This window comes from Variovorax cryoconiti (assembly GCF_051216395.1).
In the GTDB taxonomy this organism is placed as follows: Bacteria; Pseudomonadota; Gammaproteobacteria; order Burkholderiales; family Burkholderiaceae_C; genus Variovorax.
Window position 1 is genome coordinate 158745 of record NZ_JBPJZI010000001.1, and the last position, 20297, is coordinate 179041.

Annotated in this window: 17 protein-coding genes; 6 read left to right on the forward strand and 11 right to left on the reverse strand. The window is 69.7% G+C overall.

All coding sequences use genetic code 11. The features are described 5' to 3' along the window. The first annotated feature begins 22 nt into the window (after positions 1 to 22). From ACSFA2_RS00865 to ACSFA2_RS00880, 4 genes are all read left to right on the forward strand, one after another. A complete protein-coding gene (locus tag ACSFA2_RS00865) occupies positions 23 to 526 on the forward strand; it encodes a sigma-70 family RNA polymerase sigma factor (protein ID WP_435453427.1) in 504 nt (167 codons plus the stop codon). Beyond that, positions 523 to 1527, forward strand: a complete 1005-nt coding sequence (locus ACSFA2_RS00870) for a FecR domain-containing protein (protein ID WP_435453428.1) — start codon at positions 523 to 525, stop codon at positions 1525 to 1527. Before ACSFA2_RS00865 ends, ACSFA2_RS00870 begins: the two co-directional genes overlap by 4 nt. A 112-nt stretch (positions 1528 to 1639) precedes the next feature. Beyond that, positions 1640 to 4183 carry a TonB-dependent siderophore receptor gene (locus ACSFA2_RS00875; protein WP_435453429.1) on the forward strand — a complete coding sequence of 848 codons (2544 nt, stop codon included), beginning with the start codon at positions 1640 to 1642 and terminating at the stop codon, positions 4181 to 4183. Between the two features lie 78 nt (positions 4184 to 4261). Next, positions 4262 to 5221: a LysR family transcriptional regulator gene (locus tag ACSFA2_RS00880; RefSeq protein ID WP_435453430.1), complete on the forward strand. Its 960-nt coding sequence runs from the start codon at positions 4262 to 4264 to the stop codon at positions 5219 to 5221. A gap of 1 nt (position 5222) precedes the next feature. On the opposite strand, the gene ACSFA2_RS00885 is transcribed toward ACSFA2_RS00880, so the two are convergent. Next, positions 5223 to 6884: a thiamine pyrophosphate-binding protein gene (locus ACSFA2_RS00885; protein ID WP_435453431.1), complete on the reverse strand. Its 1662-nt coding sequence runs from the start codon at positions 6882 to 6884 to the stop codon at positions 5223 to 5225. Positions 6885 to 7105: 221 nt separating this feature from the next. Between ACSFA2_RS00885 and ACSFA2_RS00890 the strand changes: the two genes are divergently transcribed. Both ACSFA2_RS00890 and ACSFA2_RS00895 read left to right on the forward strand, forming a co-directional pair. Next, complete coding sequence (locus ACSFA2_RS00890; RefSeq protein ID WP_435453432.1) at positions 7106 to 8695, forward strand: aldehyde dehydrogenase (NADP(+)); 1590 nt, start codon at positions 7106 to 7108, stop codon at positions 8693 to 8695. Between the two features lie 63 nt (positions 8696 to 8758). Next, positions 8759 to 10894, forward strand: coding sequence for a TonB-dependent receptor family protein (locus ACSFA2_RS00895; protein WP_435453433.1), 2136 nt, complete (start codon positions 8759 to 8761; stop codon positions 10892 to 10894). Positions 10895 to 10910: 16 nt separating this feature from the next. Here the strand turns inward: ACSFA2_RS00895 and ACSFA2_RS00900 are convergent, their stop codons facing one another. The 10 genes from ACSFA2_RS00900 to ACSFA2_RS00945 form a co-directional block, all read right to left on the reverse strand. Next, a complete protein-coding gene (locus ACSFA2_RS00900; protein ID WP_435453434.1) occupies positions 10911 to 13079 on the reverse strand; it encodes a TonB-dependent receptor in 2169 nt (722 codons plus the stop codon). A 62-nt stretch (positions 13080 to 13141) separates the two neighbouring features. Beyond that, positions 13142 to 13438, reverse strand: a complete 297-nt coding sequence (locus ACSFA2_RS00905; protein ID WP_435453435.1) for a DUF3325 domain-containing protein — start codon at positions 13436 to 13438, stop codon at positions 13142 to 13144. Continuing rightward, positions 13435 to 15006 carry a PepSY-associated TM helix domain-containing protein gene (locus tag ACSFA2_RS00910; RefSeq protein WP_435454151.1) on the reverse strand — a complete coding sequence of 524 codons (1572 nt, stop codon included), beginning with the start codon at positions 15004 to 15006 and terminating at the stop codon, positions 13435 to 13437. Before ACSFA2_RS00910 ends, ACSFA2_RS00905 begins: the two co-directional genes overlap by 4 nt. Before the next feature lie 74 nt (positions 15007 to 15080). After that, a complete protein-coding gene (locus ACSFA2_RS00915) occupies positions 15081 to 15350 on the reverse strand; it encodes a DUF3649 domain-containing protein (RefSeq protein ID WP_435453436.1) in 270 nt (89 codons plus the stop codon). 26 nt (positions 15351 to 15376) lie between these two features. After that, positions 15377 to 16093 carry a DUF4198 domain-containing protein gene (locus ACSFA2_RS00920; RefSeq protein WP_435453437.1) on the reverse strand — a complete coding sequence of 239 codons (717 nt, stop codon included), beginning with the start codon at positions 16091 to 16093 and terminating at the stop codon, positions 15377 to 15379. A gap of 194 nt (positions 16094 to 16287) precedes the next feature. Then, positions 16288 to 17007 carry a type 1 glutamine amidotransferase gene (locus tag ACSFA2_RS00925; RefSeq protein WP_435453438.1) on the reverse strand — a complete coding sequence of 240 codons (720 nt, stop codon included), beginning with the start codon at positions 17005 to 17007 and terminating at the stop codon, positions 16288 to 16290. A 4-nt stretch (positions 17008 to 17011) separates the two neighbouring features. Beyond that, positions 17012 to 17722, reverse strand: a complete 711-nt coding sequence (locus ACSFA2_RS00930; RefSeq protein ID WP_435453439.1) for an ABC transporter ATP-binding protein — start codon at positions 17720 to 17722, stop codon at positions 17012 to 17014. Continuing rightward, positions 17715 to 18479 carry an ABC transporter ATP-binding protein gene (locus ACSFA2_RS00935; RefSeq protein ID WP_435453440.1) on the reverse strand — a complete coding sequence of 255 codons (765 nt, stop codon included), beginning with the start codon at positions 18477 to 18479 and terminating at the stop codon, positions 17715 to 17717. The genes ACSFA2_RS00930 and ACSFA2_RS00935 overlap by 8 nt, the downstream gene beginning before the upstream one ends. Continuing rightward, positions 18476 to 19435, reverse strand: a complete 960-nt coding sequence (locus tag ACSFA2_RS00940; RefSeq protein WP_435453441.1) for a branched-chain amino acid ABC transporter permease — start codon at positions 19433 to 19435, stop codon at positions 18476 to 18478. Before ACSFA2_RS00940 ends, ACSFA2_RS00935 begins: the two co-directional genes overlap by 4 nt. Beyond that, positions 19432 to 20292 (reverse strand): branched-chain amino acid ABC transporter permease, encoded by an 861-nt coding sequence (locus ACSFA2_RS00945; protein ID WP_435453442.1) that lies wholly within the window; start codon positions 20290 to 20292, stop codon positions 19432 to 19434. Before ACSFA2_RS00945 ends, ACSFA2_RS00940 begins: the two co-directional genes overlap by 4 nt. Positions 20293 to 20297 lie beyond the last annotated feature (5 nt).

Consider the following 20297-nt stretch of genomic DNA (forward strand, 5'->3'; position numbering starts at 1 on the left):
ACCCTCACCGCCCGAGCGACCCATGGCCAGCGCCGACTTCCCTCCGCACGAACAGCTCGGCGCGCTCTACGTCCACCACCACGGCTGGCTCCAGGCCTGGCTGCGAAAGAAGCTGGGCAACGCCTTCGACGCGGCCGACCTGGCCCAGGACACCTTCCTGCGGGTGCTGCGAGCGCCCGGCATCGACAGCCTCGCCGAGCCCCGCGCCTATCTGACGACGGTCGCGCGCAACCTGCTGATCAACCACGTGCGTCGACGCGCCATCGAGCAGGCCTACCTCGACGCGCTGGCGCTGATGCCGGAGCCCGTGGCACCACCGCCGGAAGTACGGCTCATGGTGCTGGAGACACTGGTCGAGATCGATCGACGCCTGAACGGTTTGCCGGTGCTCGCCAAGCAGGCCTTCCTCCTCGCGCAACTCGAGGGGCTGGGTCAGGGCGAGATCGCCGCGGAGCTGGGCATCTCCGTATCGACCGTCAAGCGCCATCTCACGAAGGCGGCGATGCGTTGCTTCTTCCCGGAATGACCCCTTCGCCCCGCATGGAGGAGGTCTCGGGCGGCGCCGACAAGGTTGCGCCGGCCATCGCGCACCAGGCCGTTCAATGGTGGGTGGCACTGCGATCGAACGACGTCAGCGCGGCCCAGAAGGCGCAGTGGGCGCGCTGGCGCGCTGCCGACCCGGCGCACCAAGCCGCATGGCAGCGCATCGAGGACGTTGGCGGCCGCCTCGCGGAGATCCCGTCGCCGCTCGCCCGTGCCGCCTTGCATGCGCCGCCGCAGTCCCTGCGGCGGCGCCGCGCGGTGCAGCTTCTGACGGTGCTGGTGGTGGGCGGCGGCAGCGCAATGCTCGCGCGCCAGACGACACCGTGGCGATCGTTCACGGCCGACCATGTGGCCGCCGTCGGCGAACGCATCCCGTTGACACTGCCCGACGGCGGGCGGGTCACGCTCAACAGCGGCAGCGCGATCAACCTGCGCTTCGACACCGAGCGCCGCGTGCTCCAGCTGGTGCGCGGCGAGATCCTGGTGCAGACCGCGCCCGACGCGCTGCACCGGCCCTTCCTGGTCGAGACCGAGGAAGGTTCGGCGCGGGCGATCGGCACGCGCTTCAGCGTGCGCCAGCGCGACGAGGCACAGGTCGAGGTCGGTGTGCTGCAGGGTGCTGTCGAACTGAGCCCGCGCGATGCGCCGCAGCAGGCGCGCATGCTGCAGGCGGGCGAGTCGGGCCGCTTCACCCGCACCCAGGCGATGGCGCCGGGCACGCTCGATCCCGATGCGAGCGCCTGGGCCGACGGCATGCTGGTGGCCTCGCACATGCGGCTCGACGACTTCCTCGCCGAACTCGGCCGCCACCGGCCGGGGCGCCTGGGCTGCGACCCGGCCATCGCCGGCCTCCAGGTGTCGGGCGCCTACCCGCTGGCCGACACCGACCGCGTGCTGGCGGCGTTGACCTCGGCGTTGCCGGTCGAGGTGCACACGACCACGCGGTACTGGGTGCGCGTGCGGCCGCGCCGCGGTCGGGTGTGAAGGTCCAAGAAAAATAAATGAGCTGATTCGGCGGGCTCGACGGTCAAGGAAGGGAAGGGCGCGCACACCGCGCCCGATTTCTTCCTGCAATCTCCATCGTCGAAGGCATTCCATGTTTCTGCACACCGGCCGGCCGGCCTCCATTTCAACGCCGCATTCGATCGCCTCGCCAACCGATGGCAAGCCGCGCCTGCATGCGCTGGCGCAAGCGTCACGCAATGCCTGCCTCGGGGCTGTGGCTGTGTGGCTGGTGGTCGGCACTGTCGCGCCGAGCAGCGCCTTCGCGCAGCCGGCCGCGGCACGCAGCCAGGAAGCCCGCAGCTTCGACATCCCTGCCGGGCCGCTCGAAGGGGTGCTCAACCGCCTGGGCCGCGAGACCGGCGTGCTGATCACCTTCGGCTCGACCGTGGCCGACGGCGTGAGCAGCCGCGGCGTGCGCGGTACCCACACGGTCGCGGATGCGCTGTCGCAGGCCCTCGCAGGAACCGGCCTGGGGGCGGTGCGTGCGGCGGGTGGCGGCTACGCGCTGCAGCCGCTGCCGTCGGGCGCGACGTCGTCGTCGACGGTGTCAGCCAACACCCTGGGCGAAGTGCGGGTCACGGCCACGGCCGAGGGCCCGTCGGAAGGCACCGGCGCCTACACCGTGCGATCGACCAGCACGGCGACCCGCTTCGCGATGTCGCCGCGCGAGACGCCCCAGTCGGTCAGCGTCATCACGCGCCAGCAGATGGACGACCAGGCACTGGTCAGCGTGCCCGAGATCCTCGAGAAGACACCCGGCGTGACCGTGGGGCGCAACGACAGCGAGCGCGCGACCTTCTACGCGCGCGGCTTCGCGATCGAGAACCTGCAGTTCGACGGCGTGCCCAGCACGCTCGACAGCTCGAACCAGTACACCGCTGCCATCGGCGACAGCGTGATCTACGACCGCGTCGAGCTCGTCAAGGGCGCCACGGGCCTCCTGACCGGCGCGGGCTACCCCTCGGCCACGATCAACCTGGTGCGCAAGAAGCCGACGGCGGCGTTCGCCGGCAACCTGTCGCTCGGCGCGGGCTCGTGGGACCGCCTGCGCACCACCGCCGACTTCTCCGGTCCGCTCAACGCGAGCGGCAGCGTGCGCGGGCGCATCGTCGCCGCGGCGCAGAACGCGAACTCCTACGTCGACGACTACAGCCGCGACACGCGCAACCTCTACGCCGTCGTCGAAGCCGACCTCACGCCGAGCACGCTGCTGACGGTGGGTGTGGACCACATGGAGACGCGCGCGGACGGCGCCACCTTCGGCCACATCCCGCTCTTCTACAGCGACGGCACGCGGACGAACTTCCGGCGTTCGCTCAATCCCGCGGCACGCTGGTCGTACTGGAACAACGACAGCACCAACACCTTCGCCAGCCTCAAGCACGAGTTCGGCGGCGGCTGGAAGCTCGATGTGGCGGCCAGCCACCTCGACCAGTCGAAGGACGTGTTCTACGGCTCGGCCTACAACGGCAGCGTGAACCGCGCGACGGGCACCGGCATCCGCATGCTGTCGGGCGCGCTGCCGACCCAGTCGAAGACCGATGCGCTCAACATCGCGCTGACCGGTCCGTTCACCCTCGGTGGCCGCACCCACGAACTGATGCTGGGCGCCGGCTACTCGCGCCAGCACCAGGAGGCGCAGCTGCACAGCTCGACCTACACGGCCATCCCCAACTACTTCGCGTGGGACGGCAACATCGCGCAGCCCGCGTCGCTCAAGCGCAGCGACCGCGATATCACCACGCGCGAGAAGGGCCTGTCGGCTGCGGTGCGGCTGCGGCCCACCGACGCGCTGTCGGTCATCCTCGGCGCGCGCGCGAGCTGGTACGGCCTGCGCGACGAGAGCACCAGCCTGGCCGGCGTGACCACCTTGAGCGACGAGCTCGACATCGACGCCAAGGTCGTGCCCTACGCCGGCGTCGTCTACGACATCGACCGCACCTGGTCGGTGTATGCGAGCCACACCGACATCTTCAAGCCGCAGACCTACTACAAGGACGCGAGCGACCGGGCCATCGCACCGCTCACCGGCAAGAGTTCCGAGGTCGGCGTGAAGGGCGAGTTCCTCGAGAAGCGGCTCAACGCCAGCCTGGCGCTGTTCCACATCAAGCAGGACAACTCGGCGCAGTACGTCGGCGTCAACCCGGTCACCGGCGACGAGATCTACACCGCGGTCGACGGCATCACCAGCAAGGGCATGGAGCTCGAGGTGGCCGGCCAGATCGCGCCGTCGTGGAACCTGGCCGCGGGCTACACCTACAGCACGTCGAAGAAGCCGCAACAGCCGAACGTGATCCTGAGCGCGGTCAACACCAACCAGCCCAAGCACCTGTTCAAGCTCAACACCAGCTACCGCCTGCCGGGCGCATGGCGCCAGCTGGTGGTCGGTGGCTCGCTGTCGTGGCAGAGCGAAACCTACTACCAGACCTCCGACGCCAACCAGTGGCGCGCCACGCAGCCGGCCTACGCACTGGTCGGCCTCATGGCGCGCTACGAGTTCGACCGCCACCTGAGCGTCTCGCTGAACATCAACAACGTGTTCGACAAGACCTACATGCCGGGCCTGGGGTCCTATGGCACCGGCGTGTACGGCGATCCGCGCAACGCGCTGCTGACGTTGAACTACAAGTTCTGAGCGCGGGGCGGCGGGGCCGCTCGTGGCCGGAGCGGCGCTGTAGGATGCCCGCAACCCCGGGCCCGCCGCGCGCCTCTCATGAATTCCGACGACCTCGACTTCTTCGCCCTCGTTGCCGACGCCGGCAGCATTTCCGCGGCCGCGATGAAGGCGGGCTGCGACGCATCGACCATCAGCCGGCGCATCACGCAGCTGGAGCAATCGCTGAATGCGCGCCTGTTCAGTCGCAGCGGGCGCGGCGTCAAGCTCACGCCGCAGGGCGAGGTGCTGATCGACCACGCACGGCAGGTCGGCGCGGTGATCGCGTCGGCGCGCGCGGCGCTGAGCACCCTGAGCCGCCAAGGTCCGGCGCGCGTTCGCATCGCAGCCCAGCCGACCATTGCCAAGGTGCTGTTCGGCGCGCTGTTCCATGCCATCCGCGGGCGCTACCCCGACACGCAGATCCATTTCACCGAAGGCCTGGCGAGCCAGATCCTGGCCGAGCTGCAGGCAGGCGACATCGACATCGCCATCCTCTACAAGCCGGCCTACCCGGGCAGCCTGGCCTACGAGCCCTTGCTGTTCGAACAGCTGTGTCTGCTCACGCCGGCCGATAGCGAGGTGACGGCCGAGCAACTGCGCACGCAGGGGCTGGCCGACATTCCCCTCGTGCTGCCCAGCACGCACCACGGCTTGCGGGTGCTGGTGCAGGCGATGGCGGCGCGGCGTGGTTTCACGCCGCGGATCGTGCTGGAGAGCGACAGCTCCATCGCCATCACCCTCGACCTGGTCGCGAAGAAGTGCGGCTGCACCGTGCTCCCGCTGGCGGCGGCCGAAGCCGAGATCGCCGCCGGCCGGTTGCGCGCCTTTCCGCTTGAGGGCGAGGACGCCGAGCGCTGCATCGCGCTGGTGCTCGGCAAGACCCGCACGGCCACGGCCGACCTGTGGGTGCTCAACGAACTGATCCGCGCGGTGGCCACCCAGCTGGTGCACGCGCAGACCTGGCCCGGGGCGCGGGTCGCACCCCGCGCGCATCCGCCGCTGTCGGCCCCGGCCTGAGTCAGCGCTTCGCCAGGCGCGACTGCGGGCCGATCTGCAGCGGATCGGTGCACAGCTCGATCACGGCCGCCTTGCCCGACGCGCGTGCACGTTCGAACGCAGCCGGGAAGTCGGCATCGTTTTCCACGCGTTCCGCATGCGCACCGAAGGCCTGTGCGAAAGCCACGAAGTCCGGGTTCAGCAGGTTCGTGCCCGACACCCGGCCGGGGTATTCGCGTTCCTGATGCATGCGGATCGTGCCGAGCATGCCGTTGTTGACGACCAGCACGATCACCGCCGCGCCGAACTGCATGGCTGTGGCCAGCTCTTGCGGGTACATCATGAAGCAGCCGTCGCCCGCGAAGCAGACCACGGTGCGCGCCGGATGCGCGAGCTTCGCTGCAACCGCCGCGGGCAGGCCGTAGCCCATGGCGCCGTTGGTGGGCGCCAGTTCGGTGCCGAGCGTGCGGTACTTGTAAAAGCGGTGCACCCAGACGGTGTAGTTGCCCGCGCCGTTGGTGATGATCGCGTCGTCGGGCAGCACCTGGTTGAGGTGGGCCACCACGCCTGACATCTCGACGCCCTGCTGGCCTTCCGAGCGGCCCACCGGCGTGCTGTGGCGAACATAGGCGGCGCGGGCGTCTTCGGTCCAGCGGGTCCATTCACAACCCGAGGGCGCGGCCAGCGCAGCCAGCCGCCGCGCCATCGGCGCCACCGCGGCGTTGATCGGCAGGTCGGCCTGGTAGACGCGGCCCAGCTCCATCGGGTCGGCGTGCACATGGACCAGGCGCTGGACCGGCCGCGGGCTGGCGATGAGCGCGTAGCCGCCCGAGCTGACTTCCGACAGCCGGCTGCCGATGACGATCAGCAGGTCCGACTGGCGCAGTCCCTCGCTCAGCGCCGGCGACACGCCCAGACCCAGCTGGCCGACGTAGTGCGGATCGCGGTTGTCGAGCACGTCCTGGCGACGGAACGAGGCCGCCACCGGCAGGTTGAAGCGGGTGACGAAGGTCTTGAGGTCGTCCTGCGCAGCCTCGGTCCAGCCGGTGCCGCCGACGATCACGAGCGGGTGGCGCGCGGCCTGCAGCATCTGCGCGAGTTCGGGCAGCGCGCCGTCGTCGGGCGCCGCTTCCGAGACGCGCACGGGCGGCGCATCGACCACATCGGCCAGGCCGAACAGCACGTCCTCGGGCAGCGCGACCACCACCGGCCCCTTGCGGCCGGACATGGCGCAGGCGAAGGCACGGCTGACGACTTCGGGGATGCGCTCGATCGAATCGATCTCGGTCGCCCACTTGGCAAGACCGCCGAAGACGCGCCGATAGTCCACCTCCTGGAAGCCTTCGCGCTCCATCGTGTTCGTCGCCACCTGGCCGACGAACAGGATCATCGGCGTGGAGTCCTGCCGGGCCGTGTGCACGCCGTTGGCCGCGTGCGTGGCCCCCGGGCCGCGCGTGACGAAGGCAATGCCCGGCCGGCCGGAAAGCTTGCCGTGGGCGTCGGCCATGTTCGAGGCCGCGCCTTCGTGCCGCGTGACGATGGTGCGGATGTCGGTGCGGCCCTGCAGCGCATCGAGCACCGGCAGGTAGCTTTCGCCGGGGACGCAATACACGGTGTCGACGGCGTTGCGCAGCAGCGCCTCCACCAGGATCTGGCCGCCGTTTCGCAGGGATTTCTCGGTCATTTTTTGAAGGCTTGAACGCGTGGAGGGGACGGGTGCATCGGTCGATCTGCACATGAAGGGCGCCAGTATTGCGGTGGCGCGGTGCTTTCCGATGTGCGTGCCATGCACAGCTGATTTGCCGAAAGGGCAAACTCGGGTGCTGCGCCGCGTGGTCCCATCGACCCGCCGGCCGAGTTCATCCGGACAGCACACCGCAACCCCGCCTTCGACAGGAGAACCCCATGACCACACTCACCGGCGACATGCTCATCGGCGCCAGCGCTGTGCGCGGCACCGAAGGCAGCCAGCGCGCCTTCAACCCCGCCACCCATTCGGACATCGACGAGCCGTCCTTCGGGTTCGGCGGGCAAGCCGAGGTCGACCGCGCCGCTGCTCTGGCTGTGGACGCTTTCGACACCTACCGCGCTCTGCCGCTCGAGAGGCGCGCTGCGCTGCTCGAAGCCATCGCCGACAACATCGTGGCGATCGGCGACGCGCTCATCGAGCGCGCGCAGGCCGAGTCGGGCCTGCCCGTGGCGCGCCTGCAGGGCGAGCGCGGCCGCACCGTTGGCCAACTGCGCCTGTTCGCCAAGGTCGTGCGCGACGGCCGCTTCCTCGACGCCACCATCGACCCGGCCCAGCCCGCACGCCAGCCGTTGCCGCGCGCGGACTTGCGTCTGGCGAAGATCCCGCTCGGCCCCGTGGCCGTGTTCGGCGCGAGCAACTTCCCGCTGGCGTTCTCCGTGGCCGGTGGCGACACCGCCTCGGCGCTGGCCGCCGGCGCACCGGTCATCGTCAAGGCACACAACGCGCACCTGGGCACCTCCGAGCTCGTCGGCCGCGCGATTCAGAAAGCCGTGCAGGACCAAGGCCTGCCCGAGGGTGTGTTCTCGCTGCTGATCGGCGGCGGCAACACGATCGGCGAAGCGCTGGTGGGCCACCCCGCCATCCAGGCCGTCGGCTTCACCGGCTCGCGCCAGGGCGGCCTGGCGCTGGTGCGCATCGCCAATGCGCGCGCCCAGCCGATTCCGGTCTATGCGGAGATGAGCAGCATCAACCCGGTCTTCCTCTTGCCGGCGGCTTTGGCGAACCGCGCCGAGGCCATCGGGCGCGACTTCGCCGATTCGCTGACGATGGGTGCCGGCCAGTTCTGCACCAACCCCGGCCTGGTCGTCGCCATCGACAGCCCGGACCTTGCGCGCTTCGTCGCGGCGGCCGGTGCCGCGCTGGCCACCAAGACGGCGCAGACCATGCTCACGCCGGGCATCCATGCGGCCTACTGTGCGGGCGCGGCGAAGACGGCGGCTGTCGAAGGCGTCGAGCGCGTGGCGCAGGGCCTGGCGACACCCGACAAGCCCAACACCGCCCAGCCGGCGCTCTATGCCGTCGACGCGCAGCGCCTGCTGGCTGCGAAGGAACTGGAAGCCGAGATCTTCGGCCCGGCGTCGGTGCTCGTCCGCGCGAAGGATTTCGACGAAATGCTGCATGTCGCCGAGCACATCGAGGGCCAGTTGACGGTCACGCTGCAGCTCGATGCGCCCGACCATGCCGATGCGCGACGGCTGCTGCCGGTGCTCGAGCGCAAGGCGGGCCGCATCCTCGCCAACGGCTTCCCGACCGGCGTGGAAGTGAGCCATGCGATGGTCCACGGCGGGCCGTTCCCGTCGACCTCGAATTCGATGTTCACCTCGGTGGGCGCGAGCGCCATCGACCGCTTCCTGCGACCGGTGTGCTACCAGGATCTGCCCGACGCGCTGCGTCCCGAGGCGCTCCAGGACAGCAATCCGCTGGGCCTGTGGCGCGTCGTCGACGGGGAACTGAAGGCCGCCTGATCCATCGCGACGACGGGGCGGTCCCTGACAGGGGCGCCGATGGATGCCTTGCAGAATCGGCGCATGAAAAAGACCGCCGCCGCTGCCACGGCCTTGTTCGCCGCTGCGCTGCATGCGCAGGACGCTGCCCCCACGATCGAGAACCCGCCGGCCGACGGCACGCCCAGCCTGCGTGCGGTCACCGTCTCCACGCCGCGCGGCGCCACCGTGCCCTTCGACCTGCCGGGCTCGGTCGACCTGGTCGACCGCCCGCAGCTGCGCGACGGCAAGCTACAGGTCAACCTGTCGGAAAGCCTGGGGGGCGTGCCGGGCCTGCAGGTGCAGAACCGCCAGAACTACGCGCAGGACCTGCAGATCTCCATCCGCGGCTTCGGCGCGCGGTCGACCTTCGGGCTGCGCGGCGTGCGGCTGTACGTCGACGGCATTCCCGCCACGCTGCCCGACGGGCAGGGCCAGAGCACCAACATCGACCTCGGCTCGGCCGACCGCGTCGAGGTGCTGCGCGGCCCCTTCTCCGCGCTGTACGGCAACTCGTCGGGCGGCGTGATCCAGGTCTTCACCGAAGACGGCGAGGCACCGCCGCGGCTCGGCTTCTCGGTGGCGAGCGGCAGCTTCGGCAGCACGCGCCTCGGCGCGAAGGCTTCGGGTGCGAGCGGTGGCATCGACTACGTGCTGAGCGCGAGCCGCTTTCGCACCGACGGCTACCGCGACCACAGCGCCGCCACGCGCGACATCGCCAACGGCAAGCTCGGCGTGCAGCTCGACGACGGCAGCCGGCTCACCCTCATCGCCAACAGCGTGCGCATCGATGCGCAGGACCCGCTGGGCCTCACGCAGGCGCAGCTGGATGCCGACCCGCGCGCCGCGCCGCTCGCCACGCAGTACGACACGCGCAAGACGGTCGACCAGACGCAGGTCGGCCTGCTGTACGAACGCCGTATCGACGCCGATCAGGACCTGCGGCTGATGCTCTACGGTGGTGACCGTCGGACCACGCAGTTCCAGTCGATCCCGCCCTCGGCCCAGGTCAGTGCGCTGAGCGCCGGCGGCGTGATCGACCTGCAGCGCCGCTACGCCGGCTTCGACGCGCGCTGGACGGTGCGCACCGCGCTGGCCGGCCGGCCCTTCGAACTGTCGACCGGCCTGGCCTACGACACCTTGCACGAGCAGCGCCGGGGCTACGAGAACTTCGTCGGCACCGGTTCGACACAGCGACTCGGTGTGCAGGGCGCGCTGCGCCGCGACGAGCGCAACGAAGTCGGCAATGTCGACCCCTATGTGCAGACGCGCTGGGACTTCGCCGAGCGCTGGTCGCTCGAGGCCGGCCTGCGCCAGAGCACGGTGCGCTTCGACTCGGACGACCGCTACCAGCGCGGCATCAATGGGGACGACAGTGGCGATGCGCGCTACCGCCAGCTGCTGCCGGCCGCCGCGCTGCGCTTCGCCGCCACGCGCGACCTCAACCTGTACGTGAGCACCGGTCGTGGCTTCGAGACGCCGACGCTCAACGAACTGTCGTACCGGCCGGGCAATGTGGGCGGGCTCAACTTCGCGCTGCAGCCCTCGGTGAATCGCAGCCTGGAAATCGGCGCGAAGGCGCGCGTGGCCGACGGCCTGCTGACCGCCGCGGTGTTCCAGACGCGCACCGACGACGAGATCGTGACCGCCACCAACAGCGGCGGTCGCGCCACCTTCCAGAATGCCGGCCGCACGCAGCGCGACGGCGTCGAACTGGCCTGGCTGCACGAGACGCGCAACCACTGGCGCACGCAACTGGCCTACACCTGGCTCGACGCGCGCTACCGCGACGGCTTCTGCTCGCCGGCACCCTGCGCGGGCGGCAATGCGGTGGCGCCGGACCACCGCATCCCCGGCATCGCGAAGCAGTCCTTCTTCGCGGCCTTCGGCTACGCACCGCCGCTGGGATGGCGCGCGGGCGCCGAGCTGCGCGCGCTCAGCCGCATCGAGGCGAACGACGCCAACACCGCCAGCGCGCCGGGCTACGTCGTCGCGGCCCTGCAGGCCGGCTACGTGCAACGCTGGGCCGGCTGGGAATGGAACGCCTTCGCCCGCGTCGACAACCTGTTCGACCGCCGCACCGTCGGCTCGGTCATCGTCAACGAAAGCAACGGCCGCTACTTCGAGCCGGCCCCCGGCCGCAACTGGACGGTGGGGGCAGGCGTGACCTACGTCTTCTGAGGGCGGCGCAGCGCGGTCAGAAGTCGATCTGGGCCGACAGCATGAGCGTGCGGGGCGCGCCCACGGTCACGTACGTGCTGGTCACCCAGTAGGCCTTGTCGGCGACGTTTTCCAGATTGGCGCGGAGCACCACCGGCTTGCCGGCGATCTGGGTGACGTAGCGCGCACCGAGGTCGACACGCGTCCAGCTCGGCATGCGCAGGAGGTTGGCGGCGTCGTAGTAGGTCGACGACGTGTTGATCACGCGGCCGTTCAGGCTCAGGCCCGGCACCCAGGGCATGTCCCAGTCCAGGCCGACGTTGAAGGTACGGTCCGGCACGCCATTGGCGTCGTTGCCCTGGTTCACGCCACCCTGCGTCCGGGTGAGCTTTGCGTCGTTGAACGATGCACTGGCCATGGCGCGCAGGCCCCGCTGGATCTCCCCGTACATCGTGAGCTCCAGGCCCCGGTTGCGCTGCTCGCCGCCGAAGCTGTAGACCTGCGTGACCGGATCGGTCGTGGAACTCGGCCGGGTGATCTGGTAGAGCGCCGCCTGGGTGGTCAGCGTGCCCCAGTCCGCCTTGACGCCGACTTCGTACTGCTTGGACTTCTGCGGCGCGAAGACCTCGCCGCGGTTGGCGGTCGTCGGTCCGGCGATGCCGCCTTGCTGCAGACCGGCGGTGTAGTTGCCATACACCGAGATGTTCTGCACAGGCTTGAACACCAGGCCGACCAGCGGCGTGACGGCGCTGGCGTCGTAGGCGGTGGAACCGTTGACGCTCTTCTGGTTGATGGTCTGGTCGCGCAGGCCCAGCGTCAGCAGGAAGCGATCGCCGAAGAACGACATCGTGTCGGCGATGGCGATGCTGTGCAGCGACAGATCAGCCGTTTTGCTGGGCTCGCCGCGCGCGAAGGTGATCGCCGGCAGGGCCGACGGGTTGTAGAGGTTCGATGCGACGGGCGTCGTGGTCAGCTGGTAGAAATAGCCGGTCTCGCGAGACAGGGTGTTCGCTGCAAAGACCAGCGAGTGGCCGATGCTGCCGGTCTTGAAGCGCGTGCGCACGCCGACCTCGGCAGAGGTCGTCTTGTTGTATTCGTCGTAGTAGCCGTTGTTGACCGAGAAGTTGCCCAGCGTGTTGGGGCGCAGGTCGACGGGGCGCGTGACGGCCGTTGGGAAGTTCTGGTCGGTGGACACGTCGCTGTAGCCGACGCCGCCAAAGACCGTGGTGTTGTCGTTGATGTCGTATTCGAGGCGCGACATCACGGTCTTGGCCTTGTCCGTCATGTCGGCGCCTGGATAGAAGCTCGAGCGGTTGTCCGGCACCGCCGGCACCTGGGTGATGCCGCTGCGGAAGGCGATCTGCGGGCGGAATTCCGTCGTCTTGCCGCTGGTGGTAAGCGCATCCAGCGACCAGCGCAGGCGGCTGCCGGCGTAGTCGACGCCCAGCGAGCCCAGACCCAGGCGCTGGCGGCCGCCGTCGACGTTGCCTTCGCCATTGCGCCACACGCCATTGGCGCGCACGCCCCACTGGTTGTCCTCGCCGAAGCGGCGGCCCACGTCCAGGTGCGTGCCGAACTGGGCGTCGCCCATGTAGGTGGTGGTGAAGCGGGTCAGCGGCACATCGGCGGCACGCTTGGTCACCACGTTGATGCTCCCGCCGATGCTGCCCGAAGACCCCACGCCATTGGTGAACGAGCCGGGACCTTTGAGGACCTCGACGCGCTCGATCATCTCCAGCGGCACGCGGGTGGCGGGGGACAGGCCGACCAGGCCGTTCATGCTGACGTCCCGGTTCGAGACGGAAAAGCCGCGAATCTGGAAATCGTCGCCGTAGCCGCCACGCGCCGCGAGGGTACGAACGGAGGCATCGTTCATCACCACATCGGCGATCGTCAGCGCCTGCTGGTTGTCGATCAGCTCCGAGGTGTAGTTGGTGGTGCTGAACGGCACGTTCATCAGGTCGGTGATGCCCAGGATGCCCAGGCTGCCGCCGCGTGCGAACTGGCCGCCCGAGTAGGTCTTCTGCAGTCCGCCGATGGCTTCGGCCTGGTCGGACACGACGACTTCCTGCAGGGTGGTGCCGGTGGTCGTCTGCGCGGTCGCGCCGGCCGCGAGCAGGGCGAGCGATGCGCCGAGGCATTGGCGCATGCGTTGTGCGAGCGGCTTGGGCGCGAAGCGGGTGGCTGCGTGGGTCGAAGGATGCATGGGTGGGGCCGAAAGAAAAAAGACGGAGAAAAAACCGGCGATGCCGGGAGAGTGCGGAGAACTCAGCGCCGGGCGGGCCGGCGGGATCGCGTCCGCTCGATGGCGACCAGCGCCCCGAAGACGAGGCCGGCGCCCAGGCTGGTGTGGCCGCTGAAGCTCACCAGCCCCACGCCCCAGCCCTGGGTCTTGACGATGACCACGAGCGCCAGCAGCAGTGCAGCCCAGCCGGCCACGCGCAGCCAGCGGGTCGCCGTCACCGCGAGCGTGCGGCCGAACAGGTCTTCCTGATGGCGTTCCATGGCGAGCGCGAGCGCCGCGAAGCCCAGCGTGCTGAGCAGGAAGACGGTCAGATGCGTCATGCGCGCTCTCCGACCGAGGGCGGTGTGGTGCGAAGCGGGGCGGCCCGGCGGGCGGGACGCACCTTGGCGCTGTGCCGCGCCGTGCGGACCGCCAGCAGCGCGTGCAGCGCGGCCAGGGCCCACAGCATCAGATCGACACCGGCGAAGACCCAGTCGCCGTCGGCCAGGCTGCGCCACAGCGGGCGCTGGGTCGTGAACACGTTGACGAGCGGCAGCAGCGCGAGCGCTGCGGTGGCGAGCCACAGTTGTTCCAGCCAGGCCTTCTTCGCCGGGCGCAGCACCGCATGCACGGCCATCGCGCCCCAGACGATGAAGAAGGCGTGGATCTCCCAGGCGCCGCGTTCGGGCAGGTCGGTCGGCAGCAGGCGGTTGGCCCAGAGCATGGCGGCCATGGCGATCGACAGGCCCGCGATGGCCGCGATGTTCAGGCGCTCCACCACGCGAAAGCCGAGGTACGGTTTCTCGGGGTCGGGCAGCTTCTGCCGGCGCTTGACGGTCCATAGGACGAGGCCGGTGCCGACCATCGCCGTGCCCGCGAGGCTCACGATGAAGTACAGCCAGCGCGTCACGCCGTCGCCGAAGCGGCCCAGGTGCAGCGCGTACATCACGCCGCGCGTTTCGGCTGCGGGGCCGACGTGGTCCTTGGTCTCCAGCAGCCGGCCGGTGCTGCCCTCGAAGAGCATGTACTGCGGGCTCATCGACGCGCGGCCGGCTTCGCCGCGCGACACGCTCACGCGTGCGGCGGCATCGCCGCCGTTCGTGACCGTCACGCGGTTGATGTTGTCGTGGCCCCAGCGTGCCTGGGCCTGCCGCACCATGTCTTCCACCGGGGCCAGCGCTGCCTTCTTCCCGCTCGGCTTGCCCGGCTGGATGAAGGCGCTGAGTTCGGCCGTGAGCTGCTGCCGCTCGGCCGGCGTCTTGAAGGCCGTCTGGCCGCCCCAGGGCATGTACAGGGCCATGAGCGTCACCAGGCCCGTGTACGTGATCATGGCGTGAAAGGGCAGGCCGAACACCGACAGTGCGTTGTGCGCGTCGAGCCACGCGCGCTGCCCCTTGCCCCATCGGAAGGTGAAGAAGTCGACGAAGATCTTCTTGTGCGTGATGACACCGCTGACGATGGCCACCAGCATGAACATCGCGCAGAAGCCGGCCAGCCAGCGGCCCCACAGCACCGGCATGTAGTGGAACTGGAAGTGGAAGCGGTAGAAGAAGTCGCCGCCCGAGGTTTCGCGCGAGGCCACCTTGTGGCCGGTGGCGGGGTCGAAAGTCGCGCTCTGGAAGGCACGCCGGCCCTCGGCGCCGGGCACGCGCCAGAAGGCACTCGCGACGTTGTTGCGGGCGTCGGGCACGCCGACGCTCCATTGCGTGCTGCCGGGCGCGGTCGCCTGGAGTTCGTCGACGATGCGCCGGGCCACCCCGGCGGGGTCGGGCACCTCGGCCTGGTGCTGCAGCTCGGGCCGCATCCACTGCGAGAGTTCGTCCTTGAAGTAGCTCACCGTGCCGGTAAGGAACATGGCGTAGAGGAACCAGCCCGTCAGCAGCCCCGCCCAGATGTGCAGGTCGGACATGGTCTGGCGGATGCCCCGGGCCTTGGGTTCGGTCTGGGCCTCGCGCGCCGTCGAAGGCAGGTCGTCGTCGGCGCTCACGCGGCGGCGCCTCCGGCCCACACAAACCAGGCCGCGAGCAGCAATGGCACGGCCGCGATCAGCAGCCCGGCCCAGGCGCGCCGCGCGCTGCGCACCGCAAAGACCCAGACCACCGCGCCGGCATAGATCGCGAAGCTCGCGAGCGCGCCTGTGATGACCGCCTGGGTCTTGTCCATCGGCAGCGCAAGCGCGGCGACGCTGCCCAGCGCCGCCAGCCCATAGCCGCCGAACACGGCGGCGACGATGCGCGAGAGGAGCGGGCCCACGCGGCGGGCCCGGTCGAGAACGGCGATCACTTGTTGGGCGGGGCGACCGGTCCTGCGGGGATCGGGGCGACGCCGTCGGCCTTGACGTAGGTGAGGGTGGTGACGTAGCTCACGCCGTCGTACTTGTCGGCGCCGCGTTCGCCGGGGGTGCGGTCGGTATGGCTTGCTTCGGCCACGTAGATGCCTTGCCAAGGCATGTCGAACTTCACCACGCCTTGCGCGTCGGTGCGGCCTTCCTTGGCCCAGCCCGACTGCGTGACCAGCGAGACCTTGGTCTTGGGCAGCGCCTGGCCCTTGAGGAAGAGCTTGAATTCACCCGGCGTGCCGGTCGGCACGATGTCGAAGGCCAGCTTCGGCGCCTGCGCCGCGAAGCCGGTGATCAGCCGCGCGCCCGGGCGGTACCAGTTCTTCACTTCCTTCTCGCCCTGCTTCATGGAAAAGAGCGGATAGCTGGCGTCCTCGGCGACGATGGTCTCGCCCTGGCCGGCCTGGAAGGGCAGCGTGAAGCCGTCGCCGGTCTTGGTCGCGTCGCCGACCTTCTCGCCCTTGGCCGACACCAGCGTGCCGGTCGGCTTGACGAACTTGTCCAGCAGGCCGGGCGATGCCTCGCGCAGGTTGTCACCGAATTCACCGAAGCGGATCACGGCGCTCTGGCCGGCGGGTTGTTCGAGCCAGATCTGGTGGGCTTGCGCGGCGGTGGCGAAGCCCAGCAGGGCGAAGACGGCGGTGAGTGTGTGCATCATAAGAGTGTGTTGTTCAGAGGTCGGTCAACGCCGGCAGCGCCTGCGTGCGCCATGCACCGGTGAGGCGTTCAGCGCTAGCCACAGAAAAGAATGCGAACAGTTCGCATTCTAATTCCACAAAAAATCACAGTCTGAGAATGTCCGGCGCGCCAAGCCGGTCATTGCGCAGTCGAGAGAGCCTTGAAAGCGCCTCGTCAGGCGGCGCGTGCGCACCAGCGGGCGTAGAGCCGCTGCAGGTGGCCCGTCATGCGCTCAGTGCGCGCGGTGACGTCGCGTTGCGTCTCGTCCATCGACGCGACAGCCGGGTTGCCCGCCGCGTGCTGGCGCAGCAGCTGCGCACCGTTGCGCTCGAGCGAGAGCGCCACCAGCGCCGGCGTCATCTCCAGGTGCGACTGCACCAGCAAATGACGGTCGTCCAGCACGTAGGCCTGCGCCGCGCAGTGCACGCCGGTGGCGATGCGCACTGCGCCCGGCGGCGGCGTGAAAGTGTCGCCGTGCCACTGGAAGGTCTCGAGGGCCTGGCCGGCCGTGTCGCCCCACCAGTCGCGGGCCAGCGCGTGGTCGTCGGCCACGATGTCGTTCCAGCCGATTTCCGGGCGCATGTGCGCGCGCACGCTGCCGCCGAGGGCGCGCGCCACCAGCTGGCTGCCGAGGCAGTGGCCGGCGACGGGAATGCCCTGTGCGGCGGCGGCGCGGATGAGGGCGAGCTCCCGCGCGATCCACGGCAGCGGGTCGTTCGCGCTCATGTAGCCGCCCATGAACACCAGCCCGCCGAACGCCGACGCATCGTCGGGCACGGGTTCGCCGTCGACGATGCGCACCACCTTCACCTCGCGGCCGAGCGATTGCAGGATCGGCACCACCGTGCCGGGTGCGCCGACCTCGGTGTGCTGGAAGACGGCGATGGGTTTCACGCCGTCACGCGGCGATGCCGACGCCCAGCAACCCGTCGAGCAGCGCCGCGTCGGCCGCCAGCGCGGTGCTGGTGCCGGCATGCACGACGGTGCCGCGTTCGAGCACGATGGCCTGGTGCGTCATCTCGAGCGCGAGCACCGGGTGCTGCTCGACCACGATCGACGCCAGGCCTTCGCCTTCGCACAGGCGGCGGATCGATGCGGCCAGCTCTTCCACGATGATCGGCGCGAGGCCTTCCATCGGCTCGTCGAGCAGCAGCAGCTTGGGGTTGGTCATGAGCGCACGCCCGATGGCCAGCATCTGCTGCTCGCCGCCGGACAGCTGATTGCCGTAGTTGCCGCGCCGTTCGCGCAGCCGCGGGAAGAAGCCGTAGACGCGCTGCAGGTCCCACGGGCCGGGGCGGGCAACCACGGTGAGGTTCTCTTCGACCGTGAGCGACGGAAACACCTCGCGCTCCTGCGGCACCCAGCCCAGGCCGGTGCGCACGCGCCGGTGCGCCGGCCAGCGCGTGATGTCTTCACCGCACCAGCGGATGACCCCCTGCGTGACGCGGGTGTTGCCCATCAGCGTCTCGAGCAGCGTGGTCTTGCCCACGCCGTTGCGTCCGAGCACGGCCAGGCTCTGGCCCTCGGCCAGCGTGAAGCGCAGGCGGTGCAGCACCACCGCGTTGCCGTAGCCGGCGACGACGTCGTCGAAGGCGAGCAGCTCAGCCATGGGCCACTCCTGCATGGGCGTGGCCCAGGTACACCTCGCGCACGCGCGGGTCGGTGCCGATCTCGGCCGGGGTGCCCTCGGTCAGGATCTGCCCGGCCACCAGCACCGAGATGCGGCGCGAAAAACGGAAGACGAGTTTCATGTCGTGTTCGATGAACAGCACGCTGATGTCCTGCGGCAGTTCGGCGATGGCTTCGAAGAGTTCGCCGCTCTCGTCCTCGGGCACGCCGGCCGCGGGTTCGTCGAGCAGCAGGATGCGCGGCCGGGCCGCCATGGCGAGCGCGATCTCCAGCAGCCGCTGCTTGCCGTAGGCCAGCTCGGCCACCGGCACGTCGGCCAGCGCATCGAGCTTCAGGCGGCCGAGCAGCGCATGCGCTTCGTCGAACAGCGCCGTGTGCCGCACGAGCGGCCGCCACCACACCGCGCCCAGGCCCTCGCGTTCGCTGATGGCGAGCACCACCGACAGCAGTGGCGTGAGGCTGGGGAACAGCGTGTTGATCTGGAAGGTGCGCGCCAGGCCCATGCGCGCGCGGCGGTCGGCGGCGAAGCCGGTGATGTCCTGGCCGTCCATCTCGATGCGCCCGGCGGTCGGCTTGATCACGCCGGTCAGCAGGTTGATGAGCGTGGTCTTGCCGGCGCCGTTGGGGCCGATCAGCGCCTGGCGTGCGCCGGGCTCGAGCGACAGGTGCACGTCGTTCACCGCCTGGAAGGCGCCGAAGCGCACGCCCAGGCCGTGGGTCTGCAGGGCCGGCTTCATGGCGCGCTCCGCTTCGCGAGGCGCGACAGCGCGCCCATGATGCCGCCGCGCCCGACCATGACAGCCGCGATCAGGAAGATGCCGAGCCAGAACATCCAGTACTCCGGGTTGAGGTCGGCGAAGGCGTCGTGCACGAGCATGTAGACCAGCGCGCCGATCATCCCGCCGTAGAGCCGGCCGGTGCCGCCAAGCACCAGGATGATCAGCACCTCGGCCGAGCGGTTGAAGCCGATCGATTCGATGCCGACGAACTGCGTGGTCTGCGCCAGCAGCGCGCCGGCCACGCCGGCCACCGCGGCCGACAGCGCATAGGCCATGCGCAGGCGCGATTCGACCGGCGAGCCGATCGCCAGCATGCGCTTGCGGCTGTCGTGGATGCCGCGCAGCGCCAGGCCGAAGGGCGAGCGCAGGATCAGTCGCACACCGAGGAACACGAGCAACACCATGGCGAAGGCGTAGAGGAAGGCGGTCTTGCCGTAGAGGTCGAAGTCGAACAGCCCGAGCACCGGCCACATGACCATGCCCTGCAGGCCGTCGGTGCCGCCGGTGATGCCCGACAGGCGGTTGGCGAGTTCGGCCAGCAGCACGCACACGCCGATGGTGATCATCAGCCGCGTGAGGTCGGCGCCGCGCACCACCAGGTAGCTCAGCAGGTAGCCGAGCGCGGCGCAGACGACCAGCGCCACCAGCAGGCCCGTGAAGGGCTCGCCCCAGCCGTGCTTGGCGAGCAGGCCCGCCGCATAGGCGCCGGCACCGAAGAAGGCCGCATGGCCGACGGTGAGGATGCCGGCGTAGCCGAGCGCCATGTCGAGCGACACCGCAAACAGGCCGAAGATGAGGATCTGGCTCATCAGCGTGAGCTTGTCCGGCAGCAGAAAGAAGCAGGACGCGAGCGCGAGCCAGAAGGCCACCTCGACCCAGCGCAGGCGCTGCGGAGAAATTGCGATGCGTTTCATGCCAAGCCCCGCTTCGGGATGATGCCGTTGGGCCGCAGCAGCAGCATGACGATCATCACGACATAGATGAGGAAGGCGCCCGCTTCGGGCCAGTAGTACTTGCCGGCCATGTCGACGATGCCGACCAGCAGCGCCGCGACGAAGGGGCCGGTGATGGTGCCGGCGCCGCCGACGCACACCACGATGAGGAAGTACACCAGGTACTTGAGCGGGAACGAGGGCTCCAGCCCGAGCATGCCCAGGCTCAGCGCACCGCCCAGGCCCGCCAGGCCGCAGCCCAGCGAGAAGGTCAGGAAGAACAGGCGCTGCACGTGGATGCCGGTGCCGGCGGCCACGCGCTGGTTGTCGACCGCTGCGCGCACCATCGCGCCGTAGCGCGTCTTGCCGATGCCCAGCAGCAGCACGGCCAGCACCAGCACGCCGCAGAGGATGAGGAAAAGCCGGTAGCGGCCGACCTCGAGCCCGCCGAGCGACACCCGCCCGTCGAGCAGCGGTGGCAGCTGGAAGGGCTGCATCGTCGGGCCGAAGAAGTAGGTGAAGACGGCGATCGAGACGAACACGATGCCGATCGACAGCAGCACCTGGTCAAGCGGGTGCGCCTTGTAGAGCCGCCGGTAGAACAGGAACTCCAGCACCGCGCCGATCAGCGCCGCGGCGACGAAGGCCGCGGCCAGCGCCGGGAAGAAGCCCACGCCGTAGCGGCTCGTCAGCACGCTCGCGGCATAGCCGCCGACCATCGCGAAGGTGCCATGGGCGAGGTTGACGAAGTTCATCAGGCCCATCGTGATGGACAGGCCCACCGCGATGAGGAAGAGGAGCATGCCGTAGGCCACGCCGTCGAAAATCACAATGCCCATGGAAC